Annotated in this window: 11 protein-coding genes; 5 read left to right on the plus strand and 6 right to left on the minus strand. The window is 74.9% G+C overall.

Annotated elements, in window-relative coordinates; genetic code table 11:
- Window positions 1-107: 107 nt before the first annotated feature.
- Entirely contained in the window at window positions 108-1,589 is a 1,482-nt protein-coding gene (locus AC5L3Z_RS22030) for an NCS2 family permease (RefSeq protein WP_494844703.1), read from the minus strand.
- Window positions 1,590-1,676: 87 nt separating this feature from the next.
- On the opposite strand from AC5L3Z_RS22030, the gene AC5L3Z_RS22035 reads away from it, so the two are divergent.
- Window positions 1,677-1,931: a DUF2530 domain-containing protein gene (locus tag AC5L3Z_RS22035; RefSeq protein WP_494844705.1), complete on the plus strand. Its 255-nt coding sequence runs from the start codon at window positions 1,677-1,679 to the stop codon at window positions 1,929-1,931.
- Between the two features lie 3 nt (window positions 1,932-1,934).
- Here AC5L3Z_RS22035 and AC5L3Z_RS22040 read toward each other — a convergent pair whose 3' ends face one another.
- Window positions 1,935-2,774, minus strand: coding sequence for a DUF3027 domain-containing protein (locus tag AC5L3Z_RS22040; RefSeq protein WP_494844706.1), 840 nt, complete (start codon window positions 2,772-2,774; stop codon window positions 1,935-1,937).
- An 88-nt stretch (window positions 2,775-2,862) separates the two neighbouring features.
- Here AC5L3Z_RS22040 and AC5L3Z_RS22045 point away from each other — a divergent pair, with 88 nt between their 5' ends.
- Both AC5L3Z_RS22045 and AC5L3Z_RS22050 read left to right on the plus strand, forming a co-directional pair.
- Window positions 2,863-4,494: an MFS transporter gene (locus AC5L3Z_RS22045; RefSeq protein ID WP_494844707.1), complete on the plus strand. Its 1,632-nt coding sequence runs from the start codon at window positions 2,863-2,865 to the stop codon at window positions 4,492-4,494.
- On the plus strand, window positions 4,491-5,141 hold the full coding sequence (locus AC5L3Z_RS22050; protein WP_494844709.1) for a futalosine hydrolase: 651 nt from the start codon (window positions 4,491-4,493) through the stop codon (window positions 5,139-5,141). Before AC5L3Z_RS22045 ends, AC5L3Z_RS22050 begins: the two co-directional genes overlap by 4 nt.
- Here the strand turns inward: AC5L3Z_RS22050 and AC5L3Z_RS22055 are convergent.
- On the minus strand, window positions 5,104-6,141 hold the full coding sequence (locus AC5L3Z_RS22055; RefSeq protein WP_494844711.1) for a GNAT family N-acetyltransferase: 1,038 nt from the start codon (window positions 6,139-6,141) through the stop codon (window positions 5,104-5,106). The two genes, AC5L3Z_RS22050 and AC5L3Z_RS22055, sit on opposite strands and share 38 nt — an antisense overlap.
- Before the next feature lie 623 nt (window positions 6,142-6,764).
- On the opposite strand from AC5L3Z_RS22055, the gene AC5L3Z_RS22060 reads away from it, so the two are divergent.
- Window positions 6,765-7,802, plus strand: coding sequence for a 1,4-dihydroxy-6-naphtoate synthase (locus tag AC5L3Z_RS22060; RefSeq protein ID WP_494844712.1), 1,038 nt, complete (start codon window positions 6,765-6,767; stop codon window positions 7,800-7,802).
- On the opposite strand, the gene AC5L3Z_RS22065 is transcribed toward AC5L3Z_RS22060, so the two are convergent.
- Together AC5L3Z_RS22065 and AC5L3Z_RS22070 are read right to left on the minus strand one after the other, a co-directional pair.
- Window positions 7,763-8,149 (minus strand): cold-shock protein, encoded by a 387-nt coding sequence (locus AC5L3Z_RS22065; RefSeq protein WP_334531951.1) that lies wholly within the window; start codon window positions 8,147-8,149, stop codon window positions 7,763-7,765. The two genes, AC5L3Z_RS22060 and AC5L3Z_RS22065, sit on opposite strands and share 40 nt — an antisense overlap.
- Window positions 8,121-8,801, minus strand: coding sequence for an HAD family hydrolase (locus AC5L3Z_RS22070; RefSeq protein WP_494844714.1), 681 nt, complete (start codon window positions 8,799-8,801; stop codon window positions 8,121-8,123). The genes AC5L3Z_RS22065 and AC5L3Z_RS22070 overlap by 29 nt, the downstream gene beginning before the upstream one ends.
- 117 nt (window positions 8,802-8,918) lie before the next feature.
- Between AC5L3Z_RS22070 and AC5L3Z_RS22075 the strand changes: the two genes are divergently transcribed.
- Complete coding sequence (locus tag AC5L3Z_RS22075) at window positions 8,919-11,384, plus strand: helicase-associated domain-containing protein (protein ID WP_494844715.1); 2,466 nt, start codon at window positions 8,919-8,921, stop codon at window positions 11,382-11,384.
- Between the two features lie 19 nt (window positions 11,385-11,403).
- Here AC5L3Z_RS22075 and AC5L3Z_RS22080 read toward each other — a convergent pair whose 3' ends face one another.
- On the minus strand, window positions 11,404-12,297 hold the full coding sequence (locus tag AC5L3Z_RS22080; protein WP_494844716.1) for a L,D-transpeptidase family protein: 894 nt from the start codon (window positions 12,295-12,297) through the stop codon (window positions 11,404-11,406).
- Window positions 12,298-12,395: the final 98 nt, after the last annotated feature.

Genomic DNA, 12,395 nt, shown 5'->3' on the forward strand with positions numbered 1-12,395 from the left:
TAATGAGCCTGGCTAACGACACGCGATATGACCAGGCTCACGGGGGCGTTTGTGCTGCTCCGGGCCGGGTATCCGGTTTCTGGCCCCGGCCCGGAGCGGCGGTGGAGCTACAGCACCACGGACTCGATCGGCCCGCGCAGGAAGTACAGGACGAAGAGCACGGCCACGGCGTGGAGCAGCGGGTGGACCTCCCGCGCCTTGCCCTTCGCGAGCTTGAGCACCACGTAGGTGATGACGCCGGCGCCGATGCCGTTGGAGATCGAGTAGGTGAACGGCATCAGGGTGATGGTGAGGAACGCCGGGATCGCGATCTCGTAGTCGGTCCAGTCGATGGTCCGCACCGCGGTCATCATCAGGAAGCCGACCACCACCAGCGCCGTCGACGCGGCCTCGAACGGCACCACCACCGCCAGCGGCGCGAGGAACATCGCCAGCAGGAACAGGCCACCGGTGACCAGGTTGGCCACCCCGGTCCGGGCACCCTCCGCGACACCGGCGGCGCTCTCGATGTACGACGTGTTGCTGGAGACGCTCGCCGCGCCACCCGCCGCCGCGGCGATCGAGTCGACCAGCAGGATCTCCTTCGCCCGCGGCGGGGTGCCCCGCTCGTCGAGCATGTCGCCCTCCTGGCCGATCGCGACCATGGTCCCCATGGTGTCGAAGAAGTCCGTGATCAGCAGGGTGAAGACGAACATCAGCGGCACCAGCCAACCGGCCCGGGTCCACGAGTCCAGCACGTTGAAGTTGCCCAGCAGCGACAGGTCCGGGAAGGCCACGACCTTGCCGGGCAGCTCCGGCACGTTCAGTGCCCAGCCCTCGGGGTTGGGCTTGCCGTTGACGAAGGACGGGCCGACGTTGGCGACCGCCTCCACGATGATCGCGAGCACGGTGGAGGCCAGGATGCCGATCAGGATCGCGCCGCGCACCCGGCGTACCACCAGCACCAGGGTGATCAGCAGGCCCACCACGAAGACCAGCAGCGGCCAGCTGATCAGCTTGCCGCCGATGCCGAGGCCGACCGGCACGGTCGTGTTCGCCACGTCCGGCACCCGCCGGACGAAGCCGGCGTCGACCAGACCGATGATGGTCAGGAAGAGGCCGATGCCGACGCCGATCGCCGTCTTCAGCTGGGTCGGCACCGAGCGGAACACCGCGGTGCGCAGGCCGGTGAGCACGAGGATCGCGATGATCACACCCTCGATCACCACCAGGCCCATCGCGTCGGCCCAGGTCATCTGCGGGGCGATCTCGTACGCCACCAGCGCGTTCACGCCGAGGCCGGCGGCCAGGGCCATCGGGAAGCGCCCGACGACACCCATCAGGATCGTCATCACGCCGGCCACCAGCGCGGTCGCGGCGGCGATCGCGGGGATGGCGAGCTTCTGGCCGTCGCCGTCGACGGCGCCACCCAGGATCAGGGGGTTCAGCACCACGATGTACGCCATCGTGAAGAAGGTCGCGAGTCCACCCCGGACCTCGCGGCTCATCGTCGAGCCACGGGCGGAGATCTCGAAGAACCGGTCGAAACCGTTCCGAGGGTGGGCGGGATCAGGTGGAGTGCCGTTGTCCGGCGGCGGCGCAATGGCCATCAGGTCCTCGCAGGTGATCTTCCGTTGTCGCGCGCATCGTCCCAGATCAGGACCCGGCAGCAAAAGTTGATCGCGTACGCTTTGCCCGTGCCACAGGAGCAGCCGCCGCGGCCCGAGCCGCTCGACCCGCCGATGGTCCCGTTCGCGGTGGCCGGGCTGGTCGCCTGGGCCGTGGCCGGTCTCGTGCTGCTGGCCTTCCGTGGTTGGCTCACCGAGCACGGGCACCAGGACTGGCTCTGGACCTGCCTGGCCGGTTTCCTGTGGGGCTTTCCCGGCCTGGCCGTGATGATGCGACACGACGCCAATCGGCGCCGCCGTCGGGAGTCGGCCCGTCGGGGCTGACCGTCAGGAGTGGCCGTACGGCTCCGCCGGTTCGGCCGTCCCCACCGAGCCGGGCGCCCGGCTGACCGACATCGCCTCGACCGCGCTGTCGTCGTAGACCGTGGGCAGCTCCTCGACCGCGGGCTCCCCGGTCTCCACCAGCGCCTCGGAGTGGGCGCCGCAGCCGTGGTCGGCGCTGACCACCCGCCCGTCGTCGGGGGCGTAGAAGTTGCCGCAGGCACCGAAGGACTGCCGCAGCGCACCGGCCAGCGGCAGGTAGAAGCCGCAGGTGCCGCAGCGGGCGGAGGCCGGCGCGGCGACCGAGATCGGCGCGGACGGGCCGTGGTCCCCGTCGTACCAGCGCTGGGCCGTGTCGGTGCGCCCCTCCCGGGACAGCACCCGGGGCCGGCCGAGGCCGAGCTCCCAGGAGACCTCCTCGACCGCCGGGTCGTCGGAGAGCAGGTAGCCGGGGGCGAGCCGCTCGTCGTCGGGCGCGGTGGGGAGCAGGTCACCGGGGCCCAGGTCGCCCGGCTTGAGCCGCTCCTGCCAGGGCAGCCAGCCCGGGGCGAGCAGGGCGTCGGAGCCGGGCAGCAGCACGGTCTCGCAGACCGTGACGTGCTTGCTGCGCGGCACCCGGGTGACGGTGACGGCCCAGCGCCAGCCCCGGTAGCCGGCCAGCTTGCATTCGAAGTAGTGGGTGACGACCCGGTCGCCCTCCGCGACGGCGCGCAGGTGGTCGCCGACGTCGGCGGGCTCCACCTCGGTGATCGCGTCGCGGGCCACCTCGACGGCGGCGGCGCAGACCTGGTCGAGGCGGGCGGCACGGGTGGAGGCGGGCCTGGTCACCCGTCCATTGTTCCCCATGCGCGTGGCCGCCTGACACCGACTCCCCGATGTGCGTCTTGTCCCGGTGGCGCGACGCGCGTGGATCAGATGGGTGAGGATGGTGCACATGCCGCTGTTCTCCCGCTCCGGGCGGTCCGTACTCGGTAGGACCGTCGGCACGGGCATCCGCGCCACCCGTCTGCTGCTCCGTGGTTCGGCCCGCGGCGGGCGCTGGATGACCCGGCGGGCCGGGTCGGCGCGGGCGAAGGGCGCGGGCGGCGAGGTCGGCATGGTCCGCCTCTTCGACCTGCACGCGGTCTCCTGCGCAGGCGACACGTTGATCGCCATCGGCCTGGCCGGGACGATCTTCTTCGACGTCCCGCTGGGCGAGGCGCGCAGCAAGGTGGCGCTCTACCTCCTGGTCACGATGGTGCCGTTCGCGATGCTCGCCCCGGTGGTCGGTCCGCTGCTCGACCACTTCCGGCACGGCCGCCGGTACGCGCTCGCCACGACCATGCTCGGCCGGGCCTTCCTGGCCTGGTTGATCTCGGACTACATCCACGGCTTCGGCCTGTACCCGGCGGCGTTCGGCGTGCTGGCGCTCTCCCGGGCGTACGGGGTGGCCCGCTCGGCGGCCGTGCCCCGACTGCTGCCCGAGGGGCTGGGGTTGTCCCAGGTGGGTGCGCGGGCCAGCGTCTACGGCACGGTGGCCGGCGCGTTGGTGGCCCCGATCGGGTTGGCCGCGTTCTGGTTCGGGCCGCAGTGGCCGCTGCGGGTCGCGTCGGTGATCTTCCTGGTCGGCATGGTGATCGCCCTGCGCCTGCCGCCGAAGGCGGACTCCGAGCCGCCCGAGCGGGTGCCGCGTCCGCTGCGGGCGCTGCGCCGCGACGGCGACCGGCCGCTGGGTCGGGGGCGGCCGGCGGGCCGGCTGGTCATCGCCACCCTGATCGGCGCGGCGGCGCCGCGCGCGCTCTACGGCTTCCTGCTGCTCTTCCTCGCGTTCGCGTTGAAGAAGGGGGACCTGACCACCGAGTTCTTCGGCCGGGACCTGAGCGCGGAGGTCGCGCTGGGTCTGGTCGGCGGCGCGCTGGCGGTGGGCGGCTTCCTGGCCACCGCGGTCGGCACCCGGCTGCGCATCCACCGGCCCGCGGCGATCCAGTCCAGCAGCCTGGTCATCGTGGCGGGGGTGGCGGTCCTGGCCACGATCAAGTTCTCCCTGCCGATGGTGGTGGTGCTCTGTCTGGTCGCCGCCCTGGCCAGCGGGATCGCCAAGCTGGCCGTCGACGCCTCGATCCAGGAACGCATCCCGGAACGGCTGCGGGCCAGTTCCTTCGCCCACTCGGAGACGGCGCTGATGCTGGCGTTCGTGGCCGGCGGCGCGCTGGGCCTGGTCCCGTTCGACGGGCGGGTCGGCATCGCCGTGGCCGCCGGGGTGGGCACCCTCGCCGCGGTGCGGGGCGTCATCGTGGCGGGCCGGCTCCGCGCCGAGCGGCTGGCGGGCCGACCTCTCGGCGACGAGGAACTGGCCGACCGGGGACCCGGGCCGGACGAGCCCACCCGGGACGCGCCCACCCGGGACGCGCCCGTCCCGGAGGCCGCGCCGACCTCGCCGGCACCCACCGGGGCCTCCCCCGGCCCGGCCGACGACGCCGGGCTCGCCCCACCCGGCTACCACATCTACCGGCCCTCCTCGTCCGTCGGCGGGCCGGGAGGCGCGGACGACGAGCAGCGTCGGGAGTCCCAGGGGCCGGTGGCGTGACGGGGTTGCTGGTGCTGACGGCCGTACCGGCCGAGGCGGAGGCCGTCCGAGCCGGCCTCACCGACCCGACGGTGACGGTACGACCGGTCGGGGTGGGGCCCGCCGTGGCGGGCGCGGCGACGGCCCGGCTGCTGGCGTTGGCCGAGGCGGCGGGTCGTCCGTACCGTGCGGTGGTCAGCGCCGGGATCGCCGGCGGTTTCGCCGGTCGGGTGCCGGTCGGCGGGACCGTGCTGGGTACCCGCAGTGTCGCCGCCGACCTGGGCGCGGAGTCCCCCGAGGGGTTCATCCCGGTCGACGAGCTGGGCATGCCACCGGAGCTGCTCGGCGGCGGTCGCACGGTCGACGCCGACCCGGAGCTGCTGGCCACCCTGCGGGCGGCGCTGCCGGGGGCGGTCGTCGGCGCGGTCCTCACGGTCAGCACCGTGACCGGCACGGCGGCGAGCACCCGGGCCCTGGCCGACCGGCACCCGGACGCGGTGGCCGAGGCCATGGAGGGGTACGGAGTGGCGGTGGCCGCCGCGCAGGCGGCCGTGCCCTTCGTCGAGCTACGTACCGTCTCCAACCCGATCGGGCCCCGAGACCGGGGGGCGTGGCGGATGCGGGAGGCGTTCATCGCCCTGACGGAGGCCGCCCGGACGCTGCGCTGACCGGACGGTCGAGGGCCAGCGCGACGGGTCGCGGCGACTCCCCACGGAACCCGCAGGCGGCGAGGAATGCGACACCACCCCCGTCGGCCACCGCGGCGACCCGGGCGACGCCGACCCGCTCCATCCGCCCCAGGAGCGCCTCCACCAGGCGCCGCCCCACGCCGAGCCGCCGATGCTCGCCGGCGACCAGCACACCGTCGAGCACCAGCTCGCGGGGCCACCTCTCCTCGTCGAACCCGTACAGCAGGTGCGGGCTGCGCTCGTGGGCACGTAGCTCACCGATCAGCTCCCCGCCCGGCAGCTCCGCGACGAACCGCCAGGCCGTCTCCGGCCGGCCGTCGCCGGTGACCCACCGCACCCGGAACTCCCGGCGAATCTGTTCGGCCCGGCGCCGCCGGTCCCGGTACCCCCGGTCCCGCTCGTAGGTGGCGGGCGGCAACGGTAACGGATACCGCTCGGGCGGCAGGTTGTACCAGTCCGCCCACCACGCCCCCGGCCAGTCCCGGGGCTCCCGCACCGGCCACACGTCCAGATGAGCCGGGTAGCGTCGCCCAGCCCGATCCCGAAGCTCGTCGTGCGGCACCGCCGGCAGGGAGCACGTCACCTCGGCTTCGCCGGAACAGGTGGCGTCGTCCCCGCCCGCCGGCGCGGCGACCGGCCCGACGCCCGCCGGCGCGAGGACCGGCCCGACGCCCGCCGGCACGGCGACCGGCCCGACGCCCGGCGGCAGGGAGGTGCCAGGCGGCACGGCGACCGGGCCCGAGACCGGCGGCACGGAGACCGGGCCCGAGACCGGCGGCACGGAGACCGGGCCCGAGACCGGCGGCACGGAGACCGGGCCCGAGACCGGCGGCACGGAGACCGGGCCCGAGACCGGCGGCACGGAGACCGGGCCCGAGACCGGCGGCACGGAGACCGGGCCCGAGACCGGCGGCACGGTGACCGGGCCGGAGACCGGCGGAGCCACCGAGATCACGATCCGCCCTCCGACGGCCCGCACCAGGCGCTCAACGGTCCCGAACCTGGGCTCGCGTGCCCCCGACTCGATCCGCGCCAGGGTGGCCTGCGGCACCCGGACCGCTCGGCGAGTTCCCGCTGACTCAGGTCGGCGGCGCGACGCAGCGCCCGCAGGGTGGCGGCGAGGTCGACCAGTGGTGCCACTGTCTTGGTCACCAACCCATGCTCCGGCGAGCGGCCCACCCTCTTCAACCGCCGCCGTCCACCTGTGGACAAAGCTGTGGACAAGTGGCCGGCCTGGGGACAGCGATGTGGGTGCCGACGCTTTAGAGCTGATGACGTAAACGACTCAAGCCCACCCGCGCCCAAGGGCTGTTGCCGACGGTGGCGACGGCTGGACGGCGGTGGCGGTGGCGGAGTGGCGGTGGCGGTGTGGCGGTGGCGGTGGCGGTGTGGCGGTGGCGGTGTGGCGGTGAGTCGTTTGCGTCATCAGCTCTAAAGCACGCGACCGAGGTCCTGGCCGCCGGCGAGGGCAGGGCAGAGGGGCGACGGCATGCGGCAGCACCAACGCCACCGGCGGCACCGGCGGCACCGGCCACCGGCGGAGATCACAGTGGGCGGGGCGGGGTGGGCGGGCGGGGGCGGAGGCAGGGCTACCGTGGGGGCGTGGCGCTCACCCTGGCGATCTCGCCCTGCCCCAACGACACGTTCGTCTTCGACGCCCTGGTGCACGGGCGGGTGCCCGGCGCGCCGCCGGTCGAGGTGACCTACGCGGACGTCGACGTCACCAACACCGCCGCCGAGCGTGGCGCGTTCGACCTGGTCAAGGTGAGCTACGCGGCGCTGCCGTGGCTGCTGGACGACTACCACCTGCTGCCCTGCGGCGGGGCGCTCGGGCGGGGCTGCGGCCCGCTGGTGCTGACTCGCGGCACCCTCGGCGGCGACCGGACCGGCGACAGCGACGATCGGGCCGGTGACACCGGCGACAGCGACGATCGGACCGGCGACAGCGACGATCGGACCGGCGACACCGGCGATCGGACCGGCAACGGCGGCGACGGCGGCGGCGGTCGGGCCAGTGCGCTCGCCGGTCGGGCCAGTGCGCTCGCCGGTGGGGCCGGGGTGGCTCGGCGGGCGGAGCCAATCGACCTGTCCGGGGCCACCGTGGCGGTGCCCGGCGACCGGACGACGGCGTACCTGCTCTTCCGGCTCTGGGCGGCGGAGCGGCCGCCGGCCCGGATCGAGGTGGTGCCGTTCCACGAGATCATGCCCGCGGTGGCCGCCGGTCGGTACGACGCCGGCCTGGTCATCCACGAGGCCCGCTTCACCTACCACCGGCACGGGCTGACCGCCCTGGTCGACCTGGGCGAGTGGTGGGAGGCCGACACCGGCCTCCCGATCCCGCTCGGCGCCATCCTGGCCCGCAAGGGCGCCGTCGACCCGGTCGAGGCCGCCGGCTGGATCCGGGAATCGGTCCGGCAGGCGTGGGCGGACCCGGCGGTGAGCCGCGACTACGTGCTCCGCCACGCCCAGGAGATGGAGCCCGACGTGGTGGACCGGCACATCGGCCTCTACGTCAACGAGTTCACCGCGGACCTGGGGGACGCGGGCTTCGCCGCCGTGGAGGCGCTGCTGGGCCGGGCCGCCGCCGCCGGGCTGGTCCCTCAGACCTCCAGCTCGCGCGCCACCGCGTGGACCAGCTGAGCGATCTTCTGCGCGGTCTTCTTGTCCGGGAAGCGGCCCCGGCGCAGGTCCGGCTGCACCTTCGCCTCCAACACCTTGATCATGTCTTCGACCAGGCCGTGCAGCTCCTCGGCGGGCCGCCGGCGCAGCTCCGCCATCGACGGCGGGGCCTCCAGCAACTTCACCCCCATGGCCTGGGCGCCCCGGCGGCTGTCCACCACGCTGAAATCGACGCGCTGCCCACCCTTGAGGTCGGTGACACCCGCCGGTAGCGCGCCCTTGGGCAGGAACACGTCGCCACCCTCGTCACTGGTGACGAACCCGTATCCCTTGGCCGCGTCATACCACTTCACTCGACCCGTCGGCACCTGAGAACCCCTGCTTCACTTGAGACGTCTGCTGCTCCAAGGCTAGCCCGATGATCCGGTCCAGCGCCGCCGGGAATCCGCAGAGGTCGTCCAGCACCAGGTGCGCCCCGGCGGCCCGCAGCTCGTCCGGGGTGCACGGACCGGTGGCCACCCCGAGCCCGGGGATCCCCGCCGCCGCCGCGGCCACCATGTCCGCGACGTGATCCCCCACGTAGAGCCCGGCCCCGTGCTCGCGCAGCGCGGACGCCTTCTCCTCGGCGAAGAGGTCCCCGGCCAGCTCGTCCACGGCCAGCCCGAGGTGGTCCAGGTGAAGCCGCGCCAACCGGCCGATCTTCGAGGTCACCACCATCACCCGCCCGCCGCGGGCGTGCACCGCGTCCACCGCCTCCCGCGCCCCGGGCAGCGGCACCGTCGGCGTGATCGCGTACGCCGGGTAGAGCTCGCGGTAGATCGTCACCGCCTCCTCGACCTGCTCCGGCGGGAACCAGTGGGCGATCTCGGTGCGCAGCGGCGGGCCGAGCCGGGACACGGCCAGCTCGGCGTCCACGTGCACCCCGGTCCGGGCGGTCAGCGCCCGGTAGCAGGCGGCGATGCCGGGACGGGAGTCGACGAGGGTCATGTCCAGGTCGAATCCGACCATCAGCGCGGGCATGCGACGAACCTACCGGCACCGCCGGGCGGGACCGGCCCGGCCCGACCGGTGGTGCGCCGGCCGAGCCGGTCGTCCGAGGGGCGGGAAGCCGCTCCGGCGGGCTAGCGTGGAACGACGATGACCACCTCACTCGCCGATCACCTGCGCGCGCTGCCCGACGAGTCGCTCGCCGCCCTGCTCCAACTGCGGCCCGACCTCGTCGTGCCGGTGCCGGCCGACGTCTCCGCCCTCGCCACCCGGGCCGAGTCGCGGGTCTCCGTGGCCCGCGCCCTGGACGGGCTGGACCAGTTCACCCTCCAGATCCTCGACGCCGCCCGGCTGACCCGCGACCCGGCCGACGCCACCACCTCCACCGAGGCGGTGCTCGCCACGGCCACCGCCGGGCCGCACCCGCCCGCGCCGGCCGTCGTCCGACGCGCGGTGGACAAGCTGCGCGCGCTCTTCCTGCTGTACGGCCCGGAGTACGCGCTCCGCGTGGCCGCCAGCGTGGACGAGGTCTCGTCGTACCCGGCGGGTCTGGGCCGACCGGCGGCGGAGCTGGACCCGCGGACGGCGGCGCTCTGCGCGGACCCGGCGAAGCTGCGGCGGACGCTGCTCTCCGCTCCCCCGTCGGCCCGGGCGATCCTGGACCGGCTCGCCGCCGGCCCGCCGGTGGGCAGCGTGCCCCCGGGCGCGCTGCGCGCGCCCGCCCTCGGCGCCGAGGACGACCTGCCCCCGGACCTCACCAACGGTGGCGCGCCGACCGGCTCGCCGGTGCGCTGGCTGGTCGACGCGGGGCTGCTGGTGCCGGTCTCCGCCAGCACGGTGGAACTGCCCCGCGAGGTGGGGCTGCTCCTGCGCCGGGACAGCGGCCCGCTCGGCCCGCTGCGCACCAGCCCCCCGCCGGTGGCCGCCGCGCCCCGCGAGGCCAAGGTCGTCGACTCGGCCGGCGCCGGGCAGGCCATGGAGGTGGTACGCCACACCGAGGCGCTGCTGGAGGCGCTGGCCGCCGAGCCGGCGCCGGTGCTGCGCTCCGGTGGTGTCGGGGTGCGCGACCTGCGCCGGCTGGCCCGGGTCGTGGGGCAGGACGAGTCCACCACCGCGCTGCTCTTCGAGGTGGCGTACGCGGGCGGGCTGGTCGGCGAGCTGGACCTGCCCGGTGCCACCACCACCCGGCACGGCGCGGACCAGCAGGTGCTGCCCACCGGCGGGTACGAGGTGTGGCGGGCGGTGTCGCTGGCGCACCGCTGGGAGCAGCTCGCCCGGGCGTGGCTGACGATGAGCCGGCAGGCCGGCCTGGTCGGGCAGCGCGACGAGCGGGACCGGCCGATCAGCGTCCTCTCCGCCGAGGCGGAACGGGCCGGTGCGCCGGCCGCCCGCCGGGCGGTGCTCGGGGTGCTGGCCGACCTGGAGCCGGCCACCGCGCCGACGCCGGAGGAGGTGCTGGAGCTGCTCGACTGGCGGGCGCCGCGGCGCAGCCGGGGGCGGGAGGCCGCGCACCGGGAGGTGCTCGCCGAGGCAGCCCAGCTCGGCGTGACCGGGCTCGGCGCGCTCACCTCGTACGGGCGGCTGCTGCTGGCCGACGTGACCGAGGCCGACGAGCGGGCCGCCGACCCGCTGGGGCTGCACGCGGACGTCGAGAGCGGCGACCCGTCGAGCACGGTGCGGGCGCTGGACGCCCTGCTCCCCGCCCCGGTCGACCATTTCCTCGTGCAGGCCGACCTGAGCGTGGTGGTGCCGGGCCCGCCCGACCCGGCGCTCGCCGCCGAGCTGGACGTGGTGGCCGAGCACGAGTCGGCGGGCGGGGCGAGCGTGCACCGGGTGACCACGGCGAGTGTCCGCCGCGCCCTGGACGCCGGCTACACCGCCGAGGACCTGCACGCGCTCTTCCGCCGCCGGTCCCGTACCCCGGTGCCGCAGGGGCTGACCTACATGGTGGACGACGTGGCGCGCAAGCACGGCGGGCTGCGGGTGGGCTCGGCCGGCGGGTACGTGCGCAGCGACGACGAGGCGCTGCTGGCGGAGGTGCTCGCCGACCGGCGGTTGGAGTCGCTGGCGTTCCGCCGGCTCGCCCCGACGGTGCTGGTCACCCCGTACCAGGTGGGGCGGATGTTGACGGCGCTGCGCGACACCGGGTACGCCCCGGTGCCGGAGGACGCCACCGGCGCGGCGGTGCTGTCCCGGCCGAAGACCCGGCGGGCGCCCGCCCGGGTCCCGGTGACCACCCGGAGCCTCGACCCGCTGGCCACGCCGAAGTTGTCGACGCCCCGCCTGCTGGGCGTGGTGGAGCAGATCCGGCGGGGCGAGGCGGCGGCGCGGGCGGCCCGACGGGCGCCGGCGGTGGTGCGCGGCGGCGCGGTGCGCACCGCGGCCGGCCCGATGCCGGCGCACAGTCACAGCGACGCCCTGGCGGTGCTCCAGCAGGCGGTACGGGACAAGGCGCTGGTCTGGGTCGGATACGTCGACGCGCACGGGGCGACCGCGTCGCGGCTGCTCCGCCCGGTGTCGATCGGCGCCGGTTACCTGCGCGCCGAGGACGACCGGACGGAGATGCTGCACACCTTCGCCCTGCACCGGATCACCGCGGCGGTACGGGAGGAGTGAGGCCCCGCCCCGGTGCCGGTCAGGTGCCGGGGCGGCGGCCGACGAGCGACACCCGGTGGCCGACCTTGCCCAGCTCCCAGAAGCGCACCGCGTCGGCGGGCAGCAGGTTGATGCAGCCGTGCGACCCGATCGCGCCGTTGTGCAGCCAGGTGGTGGTCTCGTGGAAGCCGATCCCGCCGTTGAACTGCTGCCAGTACGGCAGCCAGACCTCGTACGGGTCGGACCATTCCTTCAGGTCCCGGTTGAAGATCTTGTAGGTGCCGGCGGGGGTGGCGAAGCCGGCCATCCCGGTGCGGGTGACGGTCGGGCCGGCGACGACCTCGCCGCCGCGCATCACCCAGGTGGTCTGCCGGGTCAGGTCGACGCAGAAGGTGGTGCCGGAGCCGGCCTTGCACCGCTTGACGTCGGTGGTGGCGAGCCGCTTCGCCACGCCGTACGTGAGGGGGCCGGCGCGGCCGGCGACGGGGCGGATGTCGTACCGCTTCTGGAACTTCTTGATCGCTTTGCAGTCGGCGGCCGACTGCCGGCCGTCGACGGTGACCTTGCCGAACCCGCCGAGCTCGGCGAGGTACGCCTCGACCTCGCGCTGGTGTTCGCCCTGCGGGCACCCGGCGGCAGGGGCCTGCGTCGGCGCGGTTCGGCTGGGCTTCGGCTGCGGCGTCGCGGGGGTGCCGCGCACCGGTTTGGGGGCGGTGGTCGCCTTCGTCCGGGTGGGGGTGGGCTCCGACCGGGTCGGCTGGTCGGGCGCGGCGACGGCGCTCGCCCCCGATCCTTGTCCCGCCGAGCCGACCGGGGCGAGCCCTCCTCCAACGCCACCCGGGTCGGCCTGCGGATCGAGCGCGCATCCGGCGACACCGACCAGCGCGACCACGGCCAGGGCGGCGACCCGGAGGTGCAGTCGAACCTGTGTCATGTGTGTCCTCCCGAGTCTGCCGTCCTCTTGGTAGACGTGTCGGGCTTGCGAAACGTTGCACCCGGTGACCGTTTTTTTCGGGGGTCACCCGGTCGCGT

It is taken from the genome of Micromonospora sp. LZ37 (assembly GCF_059359015.1).

Coding starts and splice junctions, on each gene's coding strand:
- AC5L3Z_RS22070 (WP_494844714.1), bottom strand. CDS start 8,801: ATGCCCGCGCTGATGGTCGGATTCGACCTGGACATGACCCTCGTCGAC.
- AC5L3Z_RS22075 (WP_494844715.1), top strand. CDS start 8,919: ATGACCACCTCACTCGCCGATCACCTGCGCGCGCTGCCCGACGAGTCG.
- AC5L3Z_RS22045 (WP_494844707.1), top strand. CDS start 2,863: ATGCCGCTGTTCTCCCGCTCCGGGCGGTCCGTACTCGGTAGGACCGTC.
- AC5L3Z_RS22080 (WP_494844716.1), bottom strand. CDS start 12,297: ATGACACAGGTTCGACTGCACCTCCGGGTCGCCGCCCTGGCCGTGGTC.
- AC5L3Z_RS22030 (WP_494844703.1), bottom strand. CDS start 1,589: ATGGCCATTGCGCCGCCGCCGGACAACGGCACTCCACCTGATCCCGCC.
- AC5L3Z_RS22040 (WP_494844706.1), bottom strand. CDS start 2,774: ATGGGGAACAATGGACGGGTGACCAGGCCCGCCTCCACCCGTGCCGCC.